The organism is Denitromonas ohlonensis, from assembly GCF_007625205.1.
GTDB classification, from domain to species: domain Bacteria; phylum Pseudomonadota; class Gammaproteobacteria; order Burkholderiales; family Rhodocyclaceae; genus Nitrogeniibacter; species Nitrogeniibacter ohlonensis.
In genome coordinates this window covers 89,392-111,014 of record NZ_VMNI01000014.1, presented here as the reverse complement: position 1 = coordinate 111,014, position 21,623 = coordinate 89,392, and the positions used below count along the sequence as shown (strand labels likewise).

At 59.7% G+C, this 21,623-nt stretch carries 20 protein-coding genes; 14 read left to right on the top strand and 6 right to left on the bottom strand.

Annotated elements, in window-relative coordinates:
• Positions 1-57 precede the first annotated feature (57 nt).
• The 3 genes from FHP89_RS14530 (at position 58) to argB (ending at position 2,710) form a co-directional block, all read left to right on the top strand.
• Positions 58-474 carry an Hsp20/alpha crystallin family protein gene (locus FHP89_RS14530; protein ID WP_144179015.1) on the top strand — a complete coding sequence of 139 codons (417 nt, stop codon included), beginning with the start codon at positions 58-60 and terminating at the stop codon, positions 472-474.
• A gap of 89 nt (positions 475-563) precedes the next feature.
• Positions 564-1,733, top strand: a complete 1,170-nt coding sequence (locus FHP89_RS14525; protein ID WP_144179016.1) for a right-handed parallel beta-helix repeat-containing protein — start codon at positions 564-566, stop codon at positions 1,731-1,733.
• Positions 1,734-1,810: 77 nt separating this feature from the next.
• A complete protein-coding gene (gene argB / locus FHP89_RS14520; RefSeq protein ID WP_144179017.1) occupies positions 1,811-2,710 on the top strand; it encodes an acetylglutamate kinase in 900 nt (299 codons plus the stop codon).
• Here the strand turns inward: argB and FHP89_RS14515 are convergent.
• The 4 genes from FHP89_RS14515 to FHP89_RS14500 are packed head-to-tail and all read right to left on the bottom strand — an operon-like array spanning position 2,697 to position 5,342.
• Positions 2,697-3,383, bottom strand: coding sequence for a tetratricopeptide repeat protein (locus FHP89_RS14515; protein WP_144179018.1), 687 nt, complete (start codon positions 3,381-3,383; stop codon positions 2,697-2,699). The genes argB and FHP89_RS14515 overlap by 14 nt on opposite strands.
• Before the next feature lie 27 nt (positions 3,384-3,410).
• Positions 3,411-4,274 carry a hydrolase 1, exosortase A system-associated gene (locus FHP89_RS14510; protein WP_260851620.1) on the bottom strand — a complete coding sequence of 288 codons (864 nt, stop codon included), beginning with the start codon at positions 4,272-4,274 and terminating at the stop codon, positions 3,411-3,413.
• Positions 4,264-5,097, bottom strand: a complete 834-nt coding sequence (locus FHP89_RS14505) for a hydrolase 2, exosortase A system-associated (RefSeq protein ID WP_186300354.1) — start codon at positions 5,095-5,097, stop codon at positions 4,264-4,266. Before FHP89_RS14505 ends, FHP89_RS14510 begins: the two co-directional genes overlap by 11 nt.
• Positions 5,094-5,342 (bottom strand): acyl carrier protein, encoded by a 249-nt coding sequence (locus FHP89_RS14500; protein ID WP_144179021.1) that lies wholly within the window; start codon positions 5,340-5,342, stop codon positions 5,094-5,096. The genes FHP89_RS14505 and FHP89_RS14500 overlap by 4 nt, the downstream gene beginning before the upstream one ends.
• A 163-nt stretch (positions 5,343-5,505) precedes the next feature.
• Here FHP89_RS14500 and FHP89_RS14495 point away from each other — a divergent pair, with 163 nt between their 5' ends.
• On the top strand, positions 5,506-6,744 hold the full coding sequence (locus tag FHP89_RS14495; RefSeq protein WP_222105402.1) for a glycosyltransferase: 1,239 nt from the start codon (positions 5,506-5,508) through the stop codon (positions 6,742-6,744).
• A 10-nt stretch (positions 6,745-6,754) separates the two neighbouring features.
• On the opposite strand, the gene FHP89_RS14490 is transcribed toward FHP89_RS14495, so the two are convergent.
• Positions 6,755-8,338, bottom strand: coding sequence for an acyl-CoA ligase (AMP-forming), exosortase A system-associated (locus FHP89_RS14490; RefSeq protein WP_144179022.1), 1,584 nt, complete (start codon positions 8,336-8,338; stop codon positions 6,755-6,757).
• Positions 8,339-8,573: 235 nt separating this feature from the next.
• Between FHP89_RS14490 and FHP89_RS14485 the strand changes: the two genes are divergently transcribed.
• The 7 genes from FHP89_RS14485 to FHP89_RS14455 all read left to right on the top strand — a co-directional run bounded on the left by FHP89_RS14485 (position 8,574) and on the right by FHP89_RS14455 (position 15,740).
• Positions 8,574-10,067, top strand: a complete 1,494-nt coding sequence (locus FHP89_RS14485; RefSeq protein WP_186300355.1) for an oligosaccharide flippase family protein — start codon at positions 8,574-8,576, stop codon at positions 10,065-10,067.
• Between the two features lie 63 nt (positions 10,068-10,130).
• Positions 10,131-11,846, top strand: coding sequence for an arsenate reductase/protein-tyrosine-phosphatase family protein (locus FHP89_RS14480; RefSeq protein WP_186300356.1), 1,716 nt, complete (start codon positions 10,131-10,133; stop codon positions 11,844-11,846).
• 97 nt (positions 11,847-11,943) lie between these two features.
• A complete protein-coding gene (locus FHP89_RS14475) occupies positions 11,944-12,786 on the top strand; it encodes a glycosyltransferase family 2 protein (RefSeq protein ID WP_186300822.1) in 843 nt (280 codons plus the stop codon).
• 169 nt (positions 12,787-12,955) lie between these two features.
• Positions 12,956-13,726 (top strand): sulfotransferase, encoded by a 771-nt coding sequence (locus tag FHP89_RS14470; protein WP_144179026.1) that lies wholly within the window; start codon positions 12,956-12,958, stop codon positions 13,724-13,726.
• A 63-nt stretch (positions 13,727-13,789) separates the two neighbouring features.
• Positions 13,790-14,038, top strand: coding sequence for an acyl carrier protein (locus tag FHP89_RS14465; RefSeq protein WP_144179027.1), 249 nt, complete (start codon positions 13,790-13,792; stop codon positions 14,036-14,038).
• A gap of 13 nt (positions 14,039-14,051) precedes the next feature.
• The gene (locus tag FHP89_RS14460) at positions 14,052-14,867 is read left to right on the top strand and encodes a hydrolase 2, exosortase A system-associated (protein WP_144179028.1); all 816 of its coding nucleotides are present in this window, start codon (positions 14,052-14,054) and stop codon (positions 14,865-14,867) included.
• Positions 14,868-14,870: 3 nt separating this feature from the next.
• Complete coding sequence (locus tag FHP89_RS14455) at positions 14,871-15,740, top strand: hydrolase 1, exosortase A system-associated (RefSeq protein WP_186300358.1); 870 nt, start codon at positions 14,871-14,873, stop codon at positions 15,738-15,740.
• A 3-nt stretch (positions 15,741-15,743) separates the two neighbouring features.
• On the opposite strand, the gene FHP89_RS14450 is transcribed toward FHP89_RS14455, so the two are convergent.
• Positions 15,744-16,808 (bottom strand): GNAT family N-acetyltransferase, encoded by a 1,065-nt coding sequence (locus FHP89_RS14450; protein WP_144179030.1) that lies wholly within the window; start codon positions 16,806-16,808, stop codon positions 15,744-15,746.
• Between the two features lie 140 nt (positions 16,809-16,948).
• On the opposite strand from FHP89_RS14450, the gene FHP89_RS14445 reads away from it, so the two are divergent.
• The 3 genes from FHP89_RS14445 to FHP89_RS14435 are packed head-to-tail and all read left to right on the top strand — an operon-like array spanning position 16,949 to position 21,490.
• Complete coding sequence (locus tag FHP89_RS14445; protein WP_186300359.1) at positions 16,949-18,193, top strand: pyridoxal-dependent decarboxylase, exosortase A system-associated; 1,245 nt, start codon at positions 16,949-16,951, stop codon at positions 18,191-18,193.
• 10 nt (positions 18,194-18,203) lie between these two features.
• Positions 18,204-19,685, top strand: coding sequence for a lipopolysaccharide biosynthesis protein (locus FHP89_RS14440; RefSeq protein WP_260851618.1), 1,482 nt, complete (start codon positions 18,204-18,206; stop codon positions 19,683-19,685).
• Positions 19,586-21,490, top strand: coding sequence for an asparagine synthetase B family protein (locus FHP89_RS14435; protein WP_260851617.1), 1,905 nt, complete (start codon positions 19,586-19,588; stop codon positions 21,488-21,490). Before FHP89_RS14440 ends, FHP89_RS14435 begins: the two co-directional genes overlap by 100 nt.
• Positions 21,491-21,623: the final 133 nt, after the last annotated feature.

Genomic DNA, 21,623 nt, shown 5'->3' with positions numbered 1-21,623 from the left:
TGCCACGCCACTATTTTTTCAAGCGGGAATCATCACCCATTTGACAAGGAGGATCTCATGAGCAACATCACACGCCACGATCCGTTCGAAGACTTCTTTCGCGGATTTTTCGTACGCCCTGTCGAGTTTGGTGGCAATGCCACCGAGGCGCCGCAGATGCGCGTCGACGTCAAGGAAAGCCCCGAAAGCTATGCCGTTCACGCCGAACTACCGGGTGTCACCAAAGACGACATCCATGTGAGCATCGACGGGCCCGTCGTTTCAATCACGGCCGAACGCAAGCAACAGTCCGAGCAAAAGGACGGTGAACGGGTGCTGCGCACGGAACGCTACTACGGCAAAGTCTCACGCAGCTTCCAACTCGGCCAGGATGTTGACGAAGCGCGCGCCGGCGCGAAGTTCGTCGATGGTGTGCTGGAACTGACCCTACCCAAAAAAGCAGCGGTGCAAGCCAGACGCCTGACCATCGAGTAAGCTACCCCCGCCCGGGCACCGTCCACTGGCGTTGCCCGGGCGAGCGGTTCACACTGGCGCCAACCCTGCTTGACTGGAAACCGGCGCCCATGCTCCGACGCACACATCGCGGCCTACTCGTACTAAGTGCCCTGCTGGCGCCCGCGGCTGCCATGGCGGCCGAATTGCGCGTCGGCCCCAACGAACCCATTCAGCGCATCGCCGAGGCCGCCCGTCTCGCCCAGGACGGTGACACCGTCAGCATCCAGCCGGGCACCTATCGTGGCGATGTCGCGCTGTGGACGCAAAACCGGCTAACCATCCGCGGTCTGGGCGACGGGCCGGTACTCGAAGCCGCCGGCCAGTCAATCGAAGGCAAAGCCATCTGGGTGATCCGCGGGGGCGACATCCAGATCAACAACATCACCTTCCGCGGCGCACGCGTGCCGCATTTGAACGGTGCAGGCATCCGTTTTGAACGCGGACGCCTGAGCATCACCAACAGCCGCTTCATCGACAACGAAAACGGCATTCTCACCAGCAACGATCCAAGCGCACGACTCTTTGTCGAAAACTGCCAGTTCGACAACGCCCCCCGTCACCCCGGCGCGCTGCATCATTTGCTCTATGTCGGCCAGATCGACCGGTTCACGCTGCGGGGGAGTCGCCTGCAAGGCGGTTACAACGCCCACCTCGTCAAAACACGCGCCCGAAGCAATCACATCGAATACAACTGGATCGTCGATGGCCCCGATGGCGAGGCATCCTATGAGCTGGAATTTCCCGAAGGTGGCCTCGCCACGGTCATCGGCAATACCATCGGCCAATCAGCCAACACCTCAAACACCACCCTGATCAGCTATGGCGCAGAAGGCTATCGCAGCGACGAAAACCGCCTCGCACTCAGCCATAACACGCTGGTGAACGAACGCCCCACCGGTGGCATATTCCTGCGCATCTGGCCCGGAAAAACCGAGACAACACCGGTAGTCATCGCACGAAATAATTTGTTGGTCGGGCTCGGCGCCTTTGCCCTCGGCAACCCCGGCGAGTTCATCGACAACCCCAGCACCATCCTGCCAGCCGCCTCGAGCGAGCACGCCATCGATATTCGGCTGGCGCCCGATACATTACTCCGCGGCCATATCAGCGCCGCACCGACATGGCGCGACATCCCCCTGCAACCCACACACGAATTTCGCCATCCCGCCGGCACCGTGGCACTTGAGCCCCCTCAACGCTGGGCCCCCGGGGCCTGGCAAACCCCCCGGCCACGTTAAACAAACACGCGCCGGCTTTGCGGCGGGGGGCCGGGCCGTTAGAATCAGGTTTTATCTCACCCCTCGCGACCGCCTAGATGAGCACCGACACGCCCACCCCGATCACGCCGGCCCGCAAAGCCGCCATCCTCTCCGAAGCGCTGCCCTACATCAAACGCTTCTTCGACAAGACCATCGTCATCAAATACGGCGGCAACGCCATGACCGACCAGCACCTGAAGGATTGCTTCGCGCAAGACGTCGTGCTGCTCAAGCTGGTCGGACTCAACCCGGTGGTCGTCCACGGCGGCGGCCCCCAGATCGAAAGCCTGCTGGCCCGTGTCGGCAAGAAAGGTGAGTTTATCCAGGGCATGCGCGTCACCGACGCCGAAACCATGGAAGTGGTGGAAATGGTGCTCGGCGGCCAGGTCAACAAGGAAATCGTCAACCTGATCAACCAGCACGGCGGCAAGGCCGTCGGCCTGACCGGCAAGGACGCGCGTTTCATCCGTGCAAAGAAACTGCTGATGCAAAAAACCGGCGCCCCGCTCGGCGACGTGGTCGACATCGGCCAGGTCGGCGAAATCACCCAGATCGACCCCAGTCTCATCTCCTTCCTCGACAAGGGCGACTTTATTCCGGTGATTGCCCCGATCGGCGTGGGCGAAGACGGCGAAACCTACAACATCAACGCTGACGTGGTAGCCGGCAAGCTCGCCGAAATTCTCAAGGCCGAAAAGCTGGTACTGCTGACCAACACCCCGGGCGTGCTCGATCAGAACGGCAAACTACTGACAGGGCTCACACCCAAAGAAATCGACGGCCTCGTCGAAGACGGCACCCTGTCCGGCGGCATGCTGCCCAAGATCGGCTCCGCACTGGATGCCGCCCGCAGCGGCGTCAACTCGGTCCACATCATCGACGGCCGGGTCGAACACTGCCTGCTACTTGAGATTCTGACCGACCACGGGGTCGGTACGATGATCAAGAGTCGTTAGCCTTCTTTGGCGGGGTCTTCGGCGCCACAGGCGCGGGATCCCGCCACTTTCCGGCCCGCTTGAGCTTGTCACGCAAACCCGACAGCGGAAACCCAAGGCTGTACGCTTTGTGGGCGCTCGTGAGCGCCTCTTCGTATCGCTTAAGTTTTACGTAAGCCAATCCGAGGTTGTAGTGCAGGTTCGGGTTGTTTTCCGCCATTTCCTGCGCACTTTCCAGTTTTTTGATCGCGGCCTCGGCCCTCCCGTCGTTCAGGAGATACAGGCCGTAGATCATTTTCACCATGGCATCGTCTCGCCGGAAGGCTTCCGCACGGCGCATATAGCACTCGACTGAATACAAGGCACCGCGCGGCTTTGCCGTCTTGTCGCGAATGCCGAGATTCATCATCGAGATCAAGGCTCTGTGATGATTCGGGAATTTCCCCAAGGTGTAGCCGATATCGCCGCCCACACTCGTGGTTTGCCCTCGGACCAAACGTTCAGTCAGTGGATCAAAGTGCCGATTCTCAACAACAGGCAGTTTGTCCTTGTCAATTCGATAGTCGAGCGGATGATCATTACTGAAAAGCACGCCACACTGGAGTGGTAGTTCCTGCGCCATCGCAAGCGGCGCCATCAGCGCAATCCACAGCGCGGTCGCCCGGCGCAACCAAACAGACCAGTGAGCTTTCATGTCACTTTCTCCAACAAAAACGAATCATTACAACGTAGCATCACACCGCCCTGCAATCTTCACCCACTTGGCCGTAGCATCAGCCACTGCATTTCTATGGGACGCCGATGAAAACGTATGATCGGCCGCTTTCAGGTGCAGAAGGTCAATCCGGTCACCCGCCACCAGTTCAGAAAACAGCGGCACCTCCGCTACAGCCTCTTCGAATTCACGAGCGACGTAGTCACGCCCGCTTAGAACGATGAGACTTCGACCATGTGCCTGATGCAACGCATCGACAATTTTTCCGGCCAGTTCCGGGGCATTGGACTCGCGCGTTTCTCGCGGTCCAATCAAGTCCGGAATTGTTCCTATAAAGCGCCGTATTGCGTCACTCAGGCGGATTTGGCCACGCAATAACTTTCGCCAAAAATCGGCGTCAAGCAACCTCTTGGGGTAGTAATGCTTCAAATAGGTTCGCGCCTGCGACGACGCGGTTCGAACCCAAGGATTGAGCAACACCAAACCACAAACGCGGGGATCGTTTGGCGCATAGATCGCTGCGGCCGTTGCGCCATCGCAAAGCCCCCAAAGAACAAACCGGGACACTGAAGGCTCGACTTGCGAGAAAACCGCCAGCGCAGCTGATATATCTTCAGCCGTTGCGGCAAATCCGAGCGGCTCACCACTGGCGTCGCCCATGCCACGCACATCGAAACGAAAGCTCGCGATACCCTGCTCCGCCAACGCCCGGGCCAACAATACAAACTGGCGATGGCTTCCAGCACGGTACTGCGGCCCCCCAACAACAATAAGAACCGCTACGGACGCGGGCTTCTCGGGCCGGCACACAACGCCAACCAACAAATCACCCTGACACGAAAAGACCAGTGGCTGCTCACTAAAGCTCACCGACGCCCCCATTGAGTGCATCAAGCGAGACAACCGGCAAGCTCAGAGCCACGGAAATTTCCTGGGTGCGCCAGAACGCCGGCCCGGTGACGGTCGCCCACGCATAGGGAATACTCATCGCTGACCATTTCTGCTGAAGAGCTATTGAATTTGGCCCAGACACCCCTTCAGAGGCGAGGACTTCAATCACAGTCGTGGTCGACTTCAAGGAGGGGAACGCTTCCAGCGATGCGGCTTCCAGCCCCTCAGCCAAGTACGGGGACAACGTGTAGCCAGCGATTTCGACGCTACATCCCGACGCGAGGTCTTGGCGTGTGCGGGCCATAACAGCCCGCCCATCAGAATCCCCAAGCATTTCACCCGCGGCTTTCAAGAACAAGAACTGAGTCAGGTGCTGTTTGCCGTGAATCACTGGCTGCCAAAATAACGTTGGCACATCAATCTGCCGCGACCTGAGCCAATCGGTCACCAGCAAACAACCTGCACGCATTGACCAAAGCACCGGGGTGACGCCAAATCGCTCGCTCAACCAAGTGTAGGCCGCATCGATATCGTCTTGCCAGCCAAGCCATTCAGCATCGGAAAAGTCGCCTCCGCTGTCGCCGCAACCCGAGGGATCCAGCAACATGCTTGCCCAACCATTAGCTGCAAAATAGTCAGCAGCCAAAGCCACCATGCGCCTGGACTTATTCATTTCTTCTGCAAACGCTGGCACAAAGAGCACGCACCCCTTCAGCGCCTCAGACGGTATTTGCAGCAAGCAGAAACGGCCCGGATCAAACGGGCCGGGGAGGAAAAACGCCTCCCTTGACTGTGTCGTCACCGCAATTTGCCGGAAACAAATTCCACTAGGGTGCCTACACTAGCGAAGGTACGTCCGTCGATATCATCATCTTCGACGATGAAACCAAAGCGCTCTTCGAGCAGGTTGATGACACCGACGACAGCCATCGAATCCAGTTCAGGCACCGCACCGAGCAAGGGCATTTCAAGATCATAGGCCATGGCCCGACCATTGAGTGCGAGCACATCGTCCAGTACGAGCAGCACTTCGTGCTTGATATCCAAGTCAAACCTCCAAGCGACTATTTGAGCATGTCCGCGAGGATGACACGGAGATCACCGCCCAGCGAGCAGGTTGTTATTATAGGGGTCGATTTCCGTCGGCATGCATGAACTGTTACCCAGTGCCCCTGCCATCGCCAACTTCCCAGCCCCTTCCCAGGCTGTCATGCAAAAAAAACGTCTCCTGATGGTCGCATACCACTTTCCCCCAATCCAAGGGAGTAGTGGTGTTCAACGCACGCTGCGTTTTGTCCGATATCTGGCAGAGTTCGGATGGGAGCCACTGGTACTGACCATCTCTCCCCGTGCCTACGAAAAGTGCGCTGACGATCAAATGGCTGACATCCCCGATGGCACCATCATCAAACGCGCCTTTGGTCTGGATGCGGCCCGCCATCTGTCAATCGCCGGACGCTACCCGTCCATCGTTGCCCTGCCAGACCGCTGGGCCAGTTGGCAGCCGGCTGCCATCTTCGCCGGACGACAACTGATTCAGCGCTATCAACCAGACGCGATCTGGTCGACCTATCCGGTCGCAACTGCTCATCAGATTGGTGCGAGCCTTGCAGAGAACAGCAAACTGCCATGGATCGCCGACTTCCGCGACCCCATGGCACAGGACGATTACCCAACCGATCCGGCACAATGGCAGCGCTTTTCACAACTTGAGCAACGCATTGCCCGAACTGCCGCGTGCATGGTGATGACGACCCCCGGCGCTTTGAGCATGTATCGAGACCGCTTTCCCAGCGCTGCCCACAAGATGCGCCTCATCGAAAACGGCTATGACGAAGCGGCATTCGCGGGCCTTACGCGCGATACCGCGCTCACCGACGGCTACCTCACGCTGCTTCACAGCGGCATCGTCTACCCCGACGAACGGGATCCGCGCCCACTGCTGTCCGCTCTGGCGCAGTTTCAAGCCAGCAACCCGAGGCTCGCTCAGCGCCTCAGGCTGCGATTTCGCGCACCGGTCCATTCCGATCTCCTGCGCAAGCTGGCTGAATCAAACGGCGTGGCAGACCTGGTCGAAATCCTGCCGCCAATCGGTTACCGCGATGCATTGGCGGAAATCTGTCGCGCCGACGGCCTGCTCATTTTGCAGGCGAGCAATTGCAACCAACAGATCCCGGCAAAGCTCTATGAATACTTGCGTGCTGGTCGTCCGATCATTGCGCTCACCGACCCCAAAGGCGACACCGCTCAAGCACTCTCCCTGGCAGGCCTCAACAACGTCACCCCACTGAACGATACTGGGGCGATCGCAAAAACTCTGGAAGCCTTTTGTGGTGCGCCGTCCTCATCACCCCTTCCAGAGCCCAACGTCGTTGCTCAGTCATCACGCCGGGCCCGCACCGCCGCGCTTGCGGCCGTGCTGGACGACGCCGTCACCCAGAACAGCTGACCGCAGGCACTCAACTAGCGCCAAACAGGTCGCCGGATTCTGCCCCTAACCGCTTGCGGTCAATTTTACCGTTGGGATTGCGCGGCAACGCCTCACTACGCACCAGAACCTGCGCCGGGACCATGAAGGCCGGCAAACGCTGGCGACACACGTCGAGTATCTTGTTGGTCACGGCGGCAGCATCCTCTTCCGAGTAGGCAATCAACACAACGGCCTGTCCCAGCACCGGATGCGACACACCAATCGCCGCCAGTTCGTTGGCCGCTTCTGCGCTATAGGCAACTTCTTCCACCTCCGCCGGGCTGACCCGATAGCCGGAGGTTTTGATCATCTCATCGCGTCGGCCGACAAAGTACAGAAAGCCGGCCTCATCCTTTTTGACCGTATCACCCGACCACACTGCCATTTCTGGCATCGGCAAGCCCTCGGGCTGACCCGGTGCGGGCCGGAAACGCTCGGCTGTCCGGGCCGGATCATTCCAATAACCCATCGCCACATGCACACCACGATGCACAAGTTCGCCCGGCTCGCCTGGCTCGCAGACACCGCCATCTTCACGCACAACCAGAATTTCGGCGTTGGGGATCGCCCTACCCATGGAGTCCGGTCGTTGATCGACTTCGGCCGGCGGCAGGTAAGTCGAACGAAAGGCCTCCGTCAAGCCATACATGAGAACCGGCTTGGCCCCCGGCAGATTGCTGCGCAAACCAGCCAGGACCGTCGCCGGCATATGACCACCCGAATTAGTGAAGTAGCGCAGATGCTCACGCACCGATTCGGGCCACTCAAGTTGTGCCAACTGCACCCACAGGGGCGGCACCGCGGCGAGGCCAGTAATCCGCTCACGAGCCACGGCACGAATCACATCGCGCGGCAACAGATAATTCATCAGCACAGCACACGCGCCAACATAAAAAGCTGTGGTGAGCTGGTTCAGGCCGTAGTCAAAACTAAGCGGGAGCACCGACAGAATCCGGTCCTCCGGGGTGTTTTCGAGGTATTCCGACACGCTGGCGGCGCCAGCCACCAGATTCCGGTGCGACAGCACCACACCTTTGGGGCGACCGGTGCTACCGGAGGTGTACAGAATTGCCGCCATGTCCGCGTCGATGGCGCCGCTTGCGGTGAAGGGCTCTGTCGGCCGATCCGCCCAAACAAGCAACGAGGCGCCTCTCGCATCTATACCAGGAACCGGGGACGTACCGACAACGACGATCGTGCGCAGGTCATGGCAACGCGGCAGAACCTCACTCAGCAAACTCAGGCGTTCAGGCGTCGTCACGAGCACGCGCACATTGCAATCGGTCAGAATGTGCTCCACTTGCTCTGGTTTAAGCAATGGATTGACCGGCACGAAAACGCCACCAGCCCGCGCGGCGCCGAAAAGCGCAAAAACCGTCTCAGCACGCTTGTCGAGCCACACTGCTACGCGTTCATGGCGCGTCAACCCCTGAGCCGAGAACATCGCCGCCGCGCGCCCAATTTCCGTATCTAGCTGCGCATAGGTGATTCTGCGCTCACCCTCACATAGCGCCAGCGCATCCGGGGTCAGGGCAGCATGCTTTGCTGACAATTCGTGAATCAGTCGGGCCATTCTTGCTCCTTTGTCCTGCAATTGGTTCCACGTCGGCGATCATGCAGCGCAACTGCACGACGGCGGGGCATTATCGCGCATCTTCACGTCATGACGCCCACGGCGCCTGCGAACTACGTCATGAAGCGACCACGATTGCGGTGCAACATTGTCCATGACCTGCCGTGGCCGACATCACGAAGAAGTCCGCCACCATGGAGTATCCTGTGCCCTTCGCCGACCGCCCCAAGACGCAATGAGTTCCGACACCCCATCGTCACCGCCGCTTCGCACCAAGGTCCTGTTCGGTGCCGTATGGATGATCGCAACTCGCTGGTCTCATCGCCTCCTCGGGTTGATCAGCACAATGATCCTGGCCCGCCTGCTGATGCCGGAGGACTTCGGCCTCGTCGCCACGGTTGTCGCCGCCGTCGCCATCATGGATGGCTTCTTCGATTTTGGCTTCGATCTGGCGCTGATCCGCGACCAAAGCGCTGGGCGTGCAGAGTTTGACGCGGTATGGACACTTCGTTTTCTCAAGGCCTTGCTGTTTGGCGGTTTGCTGATGGCCTCATCCCCCTGGATCGCTGACTACGCTCAAGCGCCTGAAGTGGTCAACATCAGTCTGATCATGGGTTTGGGTATCGCCTTCAAGGGGCTGGAGAACATCGGCGTCGTTGTTTTCCAGAAAGAACTGCAGTTCGACCGCCTTTTCCGTTTCCGTCTGTTCCCACGCCTGATCGGGGTCGCCGCCACCATCGGCCTTGCACTCTGGCTGCGCTCATACTGGGCGATTGTTCTCGGCTCATTATCGCGCTACATCTGTGAGGTCTTATTCAGCTACTGGATGAGCGATTACCGCCCGCGCTTTCGTATCACCGGCATGGGCAAACTGTGGCATTTCTCGCGATGGATTCTGGTCAACAACGTCAGCCGCCAGTTATTCAACGCGATCGATCGTTTCACCCTTGCCGGCCTGGTGTCCAAACGCGACTTGGGCTATTACACGGTCAGCGCAGATGTGGCGAGCACGGTGACGGTCGATCTCATGGGCCCGGCAGGCTCAGCCTTGGTCCCCGGCTACGCCAAGTTGCAGGATGAGCCCGCACGCCTGCGCAGCGCCTTCCTCATCTCGACGGCCGTGTTTATTGCACTAATCACGCCGGCCTCCATTGGCGTATGGTGCTTGGCACCCGAGCTGACCGCCGTGTTGCTCGGCGACCAATGGCATGCGGCCGCCCCCATCATTGGCCTGTTTGCACTGGTCTGGCTGTTTTATGCCATCGCGGAAAACCTCGGCAAATTCATGACCATGTCGGGTATGCAAGACAAGGCAGCGCTGATCGGACTGGGCAGAACGGCGCTGTTTCTCGCCCTGTTCTACCCCCTGTTTCAGTGGGGCGGAATCACGGCCCCAATTGTGCTGAAACTGAGCCTGTCGGTTCTCGAAATGATTGTGTTGTTTTCCTGGTGTTCCCATCGGCTGGCACTTCCGCTGCCAGCGCTCCCTGGCATGCTCTGGCGCCCCGCTGCTGCCGCAGGCGCCATGGCGCTGGCACTGACTTACCTGCCGTTACCCTCCGAATTTCCGACCCTAGCCACACTGGTAGTAAAATCCGGGCTTGGCGCGCTGGTGTACACACTTGTCTCCCTTGTACTTTGGCTACTCAGCGGCCGCCCCGCCGGTTTGGAGGCAGCACTCACCAGCTTGATCGTTCACCGCCGCGCCGAGCCCGGCGCTGTATCCTGATGGTCCGCAAACAGATTGACCGCAACGACCGGCCAGAGCAACGCCAGCATGAGCGCATCGCCAATGACTGACCGAATTCTGATCCTTGACGCTGACCTGGCCCCCGCCCTGTCGGTCGCACGCTCACTCAAGGAGATCGGGATAGCCGTGGACGTCGCCAGCAATAACGACCATCCGATTGCTGCGTATTCACGAACCGTCGACGCGTGCCTGAACTACCCCGACCCACTGGAGCGCCAGTCCGAGTTCATTGACTGGATTCGAGAGATCACCAAACAAAGCCGTTACGCGTTAATCATCCCGGTTACCGAGCGCACCGTCGCGCCACTGCTCAAGTACCGCGATCGCTACGACGACAGCCGAATCGCCATGGCTCCGACGGACAGTCTCCGGCTGGCGCTGGACAAAGCCCAGACCGTTGCGCTGGCTGAATCTGTCGGCATTCCCGTGCCACGCAGCGTGCTGGTCGACGATATCGCTCAGCTCGATGATGCGCGAGCCCAGTTCAGTTTTCCAATCGTCATCAAACCCGCCAGCTCGGTCGGAGCAGACCAGTCCAAAAACGTCCAGCTCACTGTCAGCTACGCCTTTGACGACAACGAACTGCGCGCCCAGGTGAGGCACGCCCTGCGTTTTGGTCATGTCATCCTGCAGGAGTACTTTCGCGGCGAAGGAGAAGGCATCGAACTGCTCGCTGACCAAGGCAAGGTCGTCTATGCCTTTCAGCACCGCCGACTGCACGAAGTGCCACTGACCGGCGGCGGCAGCAGCCTGCGTATGAGTGTCGACATTACTCCCGCCCTGCTCGACGCGTCACAGCGCTTGATGGCGGCCATGAAGTGGCATGGTGTGGCGATGGTTGAGTTCAAGCATGACCCGGCCTCCGGCCAGTTCCGCCTCATGGAGGTCAATGGTCGCTTCTGGGGCTCCCTGCCTCTGGCCGCTGCAGCTGGAGCCAATTTCCCCGGCATGCTTTACGAGCTACTTGTCAAAGGCCGGGTAGAAGAACACCCCCCAGCGCGCATTGGCGTCTACTGCCGCAACCTGTCGCGCGATGTTTACTGGCATGAACAAGTGCTTCGCAAGAACGCGCCGACCCGGCTGGTCAGCATTCCTGGGTGGCAATCCGTCCTCAAAGACGCACTGCTAATGCTCAACTGGCATCATTCATTCGATGTCCAGCGACTGACCGACCCCAAGCCGGGCTTGGTCGACGCCTGGCGGATCGTCAAAACCTACCAAGAGCGCTTTGCGCGCATCCAGGCCGACAAAAAAATCCTCAAGACTCAGCGCGAAGCGTGGCAGAACGGCACCATCCGCGACATAGTTCGCAAGTCAAATCACATACATTTTGTATGCTACGGCAACATCAACCGAAGCGCGATTTCCGAGCGATATGCAAAATCGGTGTTTGAACGCCCCGTCACCATATCGTCGTCAGGCTTTCATCCCGTCGTCGATCGTGCAGCGGATCCCGTGATGATTGACGTTGCACACGATGCCGGTCTGGATATGACGGGATGGGCTTCAAAGCAGCTCAAACCGACTGTCGTTGCCGATGCCGGAATTATCTTCGTCATGGAGCTAGATCACTATCGAAAAGTGTGTCAGGCACATCCGGACGCGGCAGATCGAACATTCTTGCTGGCGCTCGCTGATCCGCGAGAACCGAGGAGTCTCGATATTGAAGACCCCTACGGGAAGCCCGCTACAACCTATCGTTCCGTGTATCAGCAGATCGCTTCCTGCATCGACAGGATCGCCAGCGCGCAGGACTGACCCGCGCTGAACCAGACGAATACGTTCTTTGCTCACGCAGGTTCGACACCACCCGTGCTGCGGCTTTGCAACAAGACAAAAATCAATGATCGAGAGAATGAATCAATCAATCCCTACACCATTTTTCTCCGTAGTCATTCCGACGAGAAACCGCTGCGGCCTCTTCAAAATCGCGCTTGATTCCGTTCTTTCGCAAGACTGCACCGATCTCGAAGTCATCATTGTTAACGACGGTTCAACGGGCGCCGACCTGGAGGCCTACCACGCGCTTGAATTGGCCTACCAAGGCAAGGCCAGCTTCCATTACCTGGTCCATCGTCCCAACGGTCATGGCCAGAGTTATTCCATGAACTTTGGGGCTGGGCAGGCTCGAGGGAAGTACCTGTGCTTCCTCGACGACGACGACGCCTGGATCGATCCGCATCACCTGCAGCGCTGCAAGGCTTCGATCGAAGCCCAGAAAACAAGCACGGATCTCTACTTTACCGACCAACGCGCATTGTTTTCCGACGGCCGTCCGAACAACACACCGCTATGGATTTCGGGGGTCGAAAAATTCGCCCACGGCGCACCCGACGCCAATGGCACCCGCCGCATCTCTGCTGCCGAGTTGCTTCAGGCCGGAGGTTTTGCACACCTGAATTGCAGTATCTACCGACGCGAATTCTGGCTTGGATTCGGCGGTATGGATGAGAACATCCGGTACGAATGCGACCGGGATATCTACATGCGGGGCATCGACGCAGCCGACTGCATTCTCTACAACCCGGCAGTCGTGTCCGAGCACAATATTCCTGACCCAAAAAAAATCCAACAACATGTCGACTGCGATCTCGATCTTCGAGAAAAAGATCTATCAACTGCGCGTTTTCGACAAAGGCATCCTGCTCTCGCGCAACAAGGCGGTCGTCGCTTTTTCAAAGCGTGCGAAGGCCTATGAGCTCAAGAAAATCGCCACCACGCTCGTCGAAACCGGTCGCTACACTGAGGCTTCGTACTACATCAGAGAGACCCTACTGCTGACCTTCAGCCCCAAGTGGCTAGGCTACTTCCTGTACTGCCACTGGAAGCAGCTAACCAGCGGCGCGCAAAGCTAAGGCGCATCATCGATGTCGATGCTCAGCGCTTTCTTTGCCAACCCGCGTCTTCTGTTCACCGCGAAGAACGTCTTTTTGTTGAGCCATATGCGGGCCAACACAACGCTGTTCGGCCACATTCTCGGCAGCAGTCCAGATGTCGAAGGCTACTACGAGATGCATATCAGCTACTACAGCTGGAAAAGCCTGTGGCGGCAGAAAATGTTGCACTTTTCGGATCATTCGGCCAAGCCATCAAGCCGCATCCTTTTCGACAAAGTACTTCACGACGGCCATCACATTACACCGGCGATGCTCACCCGCAACGACACGCGCGCCCTGTTGATGATCCGGGAGCCCGAGCAGTCCATCAAAAGCATCGTGACGCTGTATCGAAAAACCAGTCCGGACCTCCCGGAGGCCACGATCCAAGGCGCCGCCACCTACTACATCGACCGGCTCGAGACGCTGGCCGCCATCGCCACGACAATTCCAGGTAAATACTTCTACCTCGATGCCGAAGCACTGGTCAGTGCAAGCGACGACACGCTCGCTGCAATCACGCAATGGCTTGGTCTTTCCCAACCGTTGACTACCGAGTACGAGTTATTCGAACGTTCTGCCAAAGGCAATTCGGGAGACAACTCCGATGCGCTTAGATCGGGCGCGATTCAAGTCAAGAAAAGCAACTACGCCGATATTGAGCTCCCCCCAGAACTACTGAATCGCGCCAGCGAAACCTATGCCCGATGCCGGGAAAAGCTGGTTCAGCATGCGGATCAGTCGATGACACACCGGCGCTGACCGCGCCCGCTCCTGACCTGCCATTCTTATTTGATCAAACACGATATTCTCAGGACACTACCGATGAATGCACTCGACCTGACGCGCGACCTCCTTCGCCAATGCTTGCAACTTGGCGCACGCGCCGACGCGCTGACCGCCGACACGCCACTGCTGGGCAACTTCCCGGAGTTCAATTCCCTGACCGTCGTCGCACTCGTGAGCGCAATCGAAGAGCAACTCGGCTGCGAAGTGTCCGATACCGAGATCAATGAAGACCTCTTCCGCACGGTCGGTAGCCTGTCCAGCTTTATCGATGCAAAACTGACCTGAGCAACTCGCACCCATGGCGATCAATCCCCTGTTTCTCGACTCGGCCGGCGCACGCCTGTTTGCTCTGGCATATATGCCCGCCGGCACCCCACGCGGCGCGCTACTCTACATTCCGCCCTTCGCCGAAGAAATGAACCGTTGCCGGGCGCTTGCTGCCGAACAGGCACGCGCCTTGGCGAACGCCGGGTACGCCTGCCTGTTGCTCGACCTGTTCGGCACCGGAGACAGTGAAGGAGAGCTCGAAGCGGCATCGTGGGACATCTGGCAGCAGAATGTCTGCGATGCGGCCGACTACCTGGCTGCGTCCAGCGGCTGTCACATCACGCTTTGGGGCTTGCGATTGGGTGGCCTGCTTGCGGCAAGCGTTGCAGCGAAGCACCCAAATCGCTTCAAGCAGGTTTTGCTGTGGCAACCCACCGCTGACGGCAACCTGTTCATGAATCAATACCTGCGTCTGCGCGTGGCGAATCTCATGGACCGCGGCCTGCCGGCGGAAACCACTCAGTCCATACGTGAAGCGCTGTCATCCGGCAGCGTTGTCGAAGTCGCGGGCTATCCATTGTCCGCGCCGCTGGTCGAAGGCATCTCAAGCTGCAAGCTGGCTGCGATGGAAGGCTTGAGCGGGATGCATATCGACTGGTACGAAAACGTCGCAGAAGAAGGGGGCGCACTATCGATTGCCACCCAACGCGCCGTAGACGCCATGGCGAGCAAAGGCGTCAAGATCAAAACCCACACGTTCGCCGGCGCACCGCTATGGCAATTGCACAAACGCGATGCTGCCCCCGCATTGATCGCGCAAACAACACAACAGTTTGCTCAGGAGTAAGTGGTGCTGTCCGAAGAAATCCCCATCGCGTTTGACTGCCAAGGTGAGCAATTGGTTGGCATCGTCCACCGCCCCGAAGCTCCTCGACGCCAAGGCGTGCTGGCCATCGTGGCCGGGGGCCCGCAGTATCGCGGCGGCTGCTGCCGGCAACTGCTGGTCATGGCGCGCACGTTTGCTACTGATGGCACTCCCGTGATGCGCTTCGACTATCGCGGCATGGGAGACAGCGAAGGCGTATTCAAGGGTTTCGAAAGCACGCACGCTGACTTGCTGGCAGCCATCGAAATCTTCAAACACCAAGTGCCAGAGCTTGAGGAGGTCATTCTCTGGGGCGGCTGTGATGCTGCCTCTGCCAGCCTGATCAACGCCTGGCGCCTTCCTGAGGTGAGCGGCCTGATCCTCGGCAATCCATGGGTCCACTCCGAACAAACCGAAGCACGGGTTGCGATCAAGCATCACTACAGCAAACGCATCTACGAGTGGTCGTTCTGGCGCAAGGTGCTGACCCTGCAATACAACCCGCTACCAGTTGCCGGCGGCATGCTCAAGTCGCTGCTCAGAAAGCGCGCGCCGGCACCCGCAAGTGCTGGCGCCACCGATTTCGACGCGCGACCATTCCAGGAAAAAATGCGCGAAGGACTGAGTCACTTCAAAGGCCGGATCCTGCTGCTGATGAGCGGGCGCAGCCTGCTCAGCAAGGAATTCGATGAACTGGTGGCGAGCGATACGCGCTGGCAAACCGCGTTGAAAGCCCCTGCGGACGTCGCACGCCACGATGTTGCAGAGGCGGATCAGGCGTTCTCCACCATCGCCGCGCGGGATGAGATCATCGCCACCGCACGCCAGTGGCTGGCGCAGTGGCCAACGCACTGACCATCACGCCCGGCGCATCACACGTTTAACCACTCGACGCCCCATTTCACTCAGCGCTGCTATCGCGCCGCGCAGCCGACGCGGATTGTAAGCCCGCAGCCCGCGACGCTCGCGGCGATGAGTCATCCAGTCGCGCTTGTAAGCGTCGTCGCCGATCAAATAATCGACTTCGTCGACGCACTCCTCATCAAGCACTCGCTGCATAAGCGCAGCCGTCAACAAACTACCTGCGGACCATTCAGTGTGCGCCTCATCGTAGGCTAGCTTGTAGATGGCCGCATGCCCTTCACGCACGACCCAGATCTGAGCCGCGATTGGCGCATCGTTCAAACGAGCCACGCCCAAACGCAACCAACCCCGATCCGCGCACAGCCGCAGGAAACCCGGAATGAACTCGGGAAACGGCTCAGCACGCTTCCAGCTTGCGTTGTACACATGCTGATAGGCGGCCATCGCAGTATCCAGCGCCTCGCCCCCAGTGACCACATCAAGATGGCCTCCGGCAGCGGCAAATTTCTTTCCTTTGCGTTTCAATGTGCTGCGCAGTGAGCCGGGCCGGCCGGCCAGATACGCCGCATAACGCAAGCCACGGGCCGGCAAATACCAATTGCCGAAGCAGAAGTAATCGAAGCTCACCAGTCCTGCAGCCTCCAAGGCCTGGCGCAGAGCCGGATAACGCTCATCCTCTGGCGCAAGCGGCTGCAGATCCAGGCTGTAGGCGCGCTCAGACGTCATCATGTCGCGCAACAAGACGCTCATGTCTGCATTGGCGTGCAACTGTGGCGCAAAGCATGCAGTATAGAAGTTGCCGAGCGCCGCAAGGCGACCCGCCCCATCCGAACGCACCGGCAGTGCGGCCAGCAGACCGCCACCGCTTTCCAGCACCCAGACCGCCGGCGCAGACTGAGGTGGCAACGCGGTGTGTGCCAGCAGTCGATACCAGTCCCACTCGGTGTCAAAACTACTCGCCCGCCACCCCTTCGGCTGCGCCTCGGCTGTCGCTTCGGTCAGATCAATTCGGCAACACGACATCTCCACTCCGCTTGTCATTTCTTCGATGGCACACAAGCCACGCACCAACGGCGGTCCGTTGTAGACTCCAACGGCAAACTGCCACCGTGAAAGACGCCCTGTGCCACCGCGCTCGCCGCGGGCATGCTAACAGGATTCGCCGCGCCCCCTGACAACCGACCACACCACACGACGCCATGACCTCGAATTCACGCGCCCCAGCCACTCATGCTCCGATGGAGACCTTTTCGATCGCGTATGGCGAGTTGATCCTTGGCGGCCAACCGCTGACACGTCTCGCGGCACGCGTCGGTCGGACGCCCTTCTATGCCTACGAACGCGCCGCCATCGACAACCGTATCACCGAATTGCGCGCCGCCTTTCCCACCACCATCAAGCTGCATTACGCCATGAAGGCCAATCCGATGCCAGCACTGGTCGCGCACATGCGTGATCGGGTCGACGGTATCGACGTGGCATCAGCCGGCGAAATGAAGGTGGCTCTCGATGCTGGCGTCGCACCGACTGCCATCAGCTTTGCCGGACCGGGAAAACGAGAGGCCGAACTACACCAGGCTGCGGCGGCCGGCATTCTCATAAATGTCGAATCGGAGCTGGAACTCGATCGGCTGGCATCCATCGCCACACAAACCGGCTGGCCAGTCAGGGTCGCGCTCCGTGTCAATCCGGACTTCGAGCTCAAAGCGTCCGGCATGAAGATGAGCGGCGGCCCCAAGCCCTTCGGCATCGACGCCGAGCGCATCCCTTCCGTACTGGGCCGCATACGGCAAACACTGCTGCAGTTCGAAGGCTTTCATATCTTCTCTGGCTCGCAGAATCTCAAATGCGAAGCCATCATCGAAGCACAGCAAAAAAGCTTCGCTCTGGCCGTCGACCTCGCAGCCCATGCACCGACACCGGTGCGCAGCCTGAACTTGGGCGGCGGCTTGGGCATTCCCTACTTTCCCGGCAACATGCCCCTGGATCTGGCACCGATCGGTGCCAATCTGGCTCAGATCGCCGAGCAGGCGCGCCAGGCACTCCCAGAAGCCGAACTGTGCCTCGAACTCGGCCGCTTCCTGGTCGGCGAGGCCGGCGTCTACGTATGCCGAGTCATCGACCGCAAAATCTCGCGCGGCGAGACCTTTCTCGTGACCGACGGTGGTATGCACCACCATTTGTCCGCCTCGGGCAATTTCGGCCAGGTCGTGCGAAAAAACTATCCACTCGCGATTGGCAACCGCATGGATGCCCCGGCAGACGACATCGTATCGGTGGTGGGTCCGCTGTGCACACCACTCGATCTGCTCGGCGAGCGCATGCCGCTAGCGCATGCCGAGGTCGGCGATCTGGTGGTCGTCTTTCAGTCCGGCGCCTATGGGGCCAGCGCCAGTCCGCAACAGTTTCTCGACCATCCGCGCGTAACCGAAGTACTGGTTTGATCCTGACACGATGACCCACCCCCAACGGACCGGACTGGCCGTCAGCGCGCTGCTGGTCATCGGCATGCGCTGGTCAGACCGCTTGATCGGCCTGGTCAGCACGCTCGTGCTGGCCCGCCTGCTGGTGCCCGAAGATTTCGGCATCGTGGCGATGGCCTCAATCATGGTCGGCCTGATCGATGTCCTGCTCGATCTGGGCGTCCACGTTGCTCTGATCCACGCCAAAGACCCCAGCCGCGAAGACTATGACACGGCCTGGACCCTGCGCATCCTCCAGGCCGGCATCTCGGCGAGCCTGATCGTACTGCTCACACCACTGGCGGTGACGTACTTCGGTGACTCGCGCGTCGGCCCGGTCCTCTACGTGATGGCCTTGTCGGTGCTGATCGCCAGCAGTGAAAACATCGGCATTGTCGACTTCCAGAAACACATGGCCTTCGGCCAGGACTTTCGCTTTTTCTTCTATCGTCGCCTGGCCGGCTTTGTCGTGACCCTCGCCGCTGCGTGGTGGTTGCGCTCCTATTGGGCGATGGTCATTGGCGCGCTCACGGGCCGCGTGGTGGGCGTGCTGTTGAGCTACCACATGCACGCCTTCCGGCCACGACTGGGGCTCAGCAAGATCCGACAACTCTGGTCCTTCTCGCAGTGGGTGCTGGTGCGAAATATCGGCACCTACGTGGCGACCCGCGTGGACAAATTCGTGGTCGGCGGTCAAGGTGCCGCGGGTATGGGCAGCTACACGCTGGCCGATGAAATCGCCGCCATCCCCACTACTGAGCTGCTCTCACCGCTCGGGCGCGTGCTGTTCCCGGCCTTCGTCGAGCAACGTGACCGGGGCGACAATCTCCTTCGCAGCTTTTCGCTTGCCCTTGGCGTACAAACGCTCGTCGCGGTGCCGGCCGGTGTCGGCTTGGCCATGGTGGCTCCCCAGGCTGTGCCACTGCTGCTGGGCGATGCCTGGACAATGACCATTCCCCTCATCCAGATCCTCGCGCTGGTCAACGTCGTCGGCGCCATTACCCACAGCAGTATCTATCTGTTGCTCGCGCAAGGGCGTGTAAAAGCACTCGCTGCCATTGCCTGGCTGGAGCCGGCCATGTTTCTCGCACTGGCACTGGCATTTGCCCAGGGGGCTGACCTGAGCGGAATCGCACTCATACGTCTGGGTGCGGTATCGGCAGGCGCCATGCTGTTTTTTGGCCTGGTTTTACGATGGACCCCTGACCTACGGCTCAGCGCCCTGATCGGCCAGATATGGCGCCCCCTGGCTGCTGCAGGCGGAATGGCCGCCGCGCTGCACTGGCTACCGCAACCCGCCCTACCTCTCATGGCCGTATTGGCACTCAAGATCATCGTCGGCGCGGCCACCTATGCCGTTTTGATGCTTGCGCTGTGGCGTTCCGCACGAATGCCAGACGGCGCAGAGCGCTACTGTCTTCAGAAAATCCGCATACTATGGGCCGATCTGGCCAAACGATATTCAAGGCAATGACTCAGCACACTTCGCTCGATCTTTCTTCGCTCTCAACCGCAAGCAATGCGTCGCCGCTACCTCAGCGCGCGCCAAAAGAACGGCTCCAATGGCCACACGCCGAGGCCGCGCTCAGCGACAAACTGATACTCGACGAGCGCGATGGTGTGTTGTGTCTGAGTCGTGGCAAGCCGGTTTTCAAGCCGGCCGATTTTGGCGGTGAAGACATTCCGGCCTCGGCGGCAGCCGCCTGGCGCATTTTGTACGCCAAATATGGTCAGAACGCACCAAACCACGTTCAGGGCCGCTTTGCCATTGCCATCGTGGATCGCAATGCGCAATCGGTTTTTCTGGCGACCGACCGTTTCGGCACGCACCCATGGTGCTTCACCCGGCGCGGCAGCCGGCTCCTGTTCGCCGACCGGGCGGATGCGCTGTCCGACAACAGCTCCGAAATCGACCCGCAGGCGATTTTCTCCTACCTGTTCCATCACGTCATTCCAGCGCCGCAGACCATTTTCAAAGACATCCAGCGCCTGGAGGGCGGCCACCGGCTTCTCTGGCTCGAAGGCAAATTGCAGATAGACGCATGGTGGCGACCGACCTTCCATGAACCGGCACGGATGGATTTCGCCGAAACCAAGCAGCAATTCCTTCATATCGTCGAAACTGCCGTCGCCCGTGCTGCCGAACACGGCAAAGTCGGGGCCTTCCTGTCCGGAGGCACCGATAGCTCCACCGTCGCTGGCATGCTCGGCAAGGTCACCGGCAAACCTGCAGAAACCTATTCGATGGGGTTCGACGCCAGCGGCTACGACGAGATGGACTTCGCCCGCACCGCCTCACAACATTTCGGCACCCACCACCACGAATACTATGTCACGCCTGGCGACTTGCTCGAAGGTATCCCGAAGGTCGCGCAGCATTACGACCAGCCCTTCGGCAACTCCTCCGCCGTGCCCGCCTGGCTCTGCGCCCGCTTTGCCAAACAGGACGGCATCGAGACACTACTCGCCGGTGACGGCGGCGACGAACTATTTGGCGGCAACACCCGCTACGCCAAACAGAAAATCTTTGGCTGGTACGACGACGTCCCCGGCGCTCTGCGCCGAAGCCTGCTCGAACCGGTATTGAACCTCGACATCAGCAAGCGAATACCTATCGTAAAAAAAGCGGCAAGCTATGTAGAGCAAGCCCGCGTGCCACTCCCCGATCGAATCCACCAATACACGCTGCTCGTCCGGGTCGGCGCAGACAATCTGCTCACCCCCGACTACCTCAGCCAGATCGATCAAGGTGCGCCTGATCAGGCGAGTCGAGATGTCTGGGCACGCATCAAGGCCGGCAGCGATCTCAACCGCATGCTCGCCTTCGACTGGAAGTACACGCTGGCCGACAACGACCTGCCCAAAATCCTCGGCACCACGGATCTGGCAGGCGTCGGCGTCGAATTCCCTCTACTTGACGACGCCCTGCTCGATTTCTCGCTCGCCCTGCCGCTCGACTATAAACTCCGAGGGTTCAAGCTTCGCTGGTTTTTCAAGGAGGCGCTGCGCGACTTCCTGCCCGAAGCGATCATCAAGAAGCAGAAGCACGGATTCGGCCTCCCCTTCGGCGTCTGGGCCTGCCAGCACGCCGGTTTGCGCAACCTCGCCGGTGACACACTTGGTCAGCTCAAAAAGAGAGGCATCATCCAGCCGGCCTTGATCGATCGCCTCATCGACGAGCTACTGCCAGCGCACCCGGGTTACTACGGTGAACTGGTGTGGATTCTGATGATGATGGAGTTGTGGCTTTCCCGGCCGGCAACCACGCCCGACGCTTGATTTGACGACGCCTGTGTGAAGCAACGCCCGCCAGCCCACCATCCATCGGATCGGCATGGTCTCACCCCTACGACCTTTGCCAACCAGTGACATTTTTCTCGGCCTGAAGCCACCCCAACGTCGTACGCTCTGG

Coding starts and splice junctions, on each gene's coding strand:
- FHP89_RS14530 (WP_144179015.1), top strand. CDS start 58: ATGAGCAACATCACACGCCACGATCCGTTCGAAGACTTCTTTCGCGGA.
- FHP89_RS14525 (WP_144179016.1), top strand. CDS start 564: ATGCTCCGACGCACACATCGCGGCCTACTCGTACTAAGTGCCCTGCTG.
- argB (WP_144179017.1), top strand. CDS start 1,811: ATGAGCACCGACACGCCCACCCCGATCACGCCGGCCCGCAAAGCCGCC.
- FHP89_RS14515 (WP_144179018.1), bottom strand. CDS start 3,383: ATGAAAGCTCACTGGTCTGTTTGGTTGCGCCGGGCGACCGCGCTGTGG.
- FHP89_RS14495 (WP_222105402.1), top strand. CDS start 5,506: ATGCAAAAAAAACGTCTCCTGATGGTCGCATACCACTTTCCCCCAATC.
- FHP89_RS14490 (WP_144179022.1), bottom strand. CDS start 8,338: ATGGCCCGACTGATTCACGAATTGTCAGCAAAGCATGCTGCCCTGACC.
- FHP89_RS14485 (WP_186300355.1), top strand. CDS start 8,574: ATGAGTTCCGACACCCCATCGTCACCGCCGCTTCGCACCAAGGTCCTG.
- FHP89_RS14480 (WP_186300356.1), top strand. CDS start 10,131: ATGACTGACCGAATTCTGATCCTTGACGCTGACCTGGCCCCCGCCCTG.
- FHP89_RS14475 (WP_186300822.1), top strand. CDS start 11,944: ATGAATCAATCAATCCCTACACCATTTTTCTCCGTAGTCATTCCGACG.
- FHP89_RS14470 (WP_144179026.1), top strand. CDS start 12,956: ATGTCGATGCTCAGCGCTTTCTTTGCCAACCCGCGTCTTCTGTTCACC.
- FHP89_RS14465 (WP_144179027.1), top strand. CDS start 13,790: ATGAATGCACTCGACCTGACGCGCGACCTCCTTCGCCAATGCTTGCAA.
- FHP89_RS14460 (WP_144179028.1), top strand. CDS start 14,052: ATGGCGATCAATCCCCTGTTTCTCGACTCGGCCGGCGCACGCCTGTTT.
- FHP89_RS14445 (WP_186300359.1), top strand. CDS start 16,949: ATGACCTCGAATTCACGCGCCCCAGCCACTCATGCTCCGATGGAGACC.
- FHP89_RS14440 (WP_260851618.1), top strand. CDS start 18,204: ATGACCCACCCCCAACGGACCGGACTGGCCGTCAGCGCGCTGCTGGTC.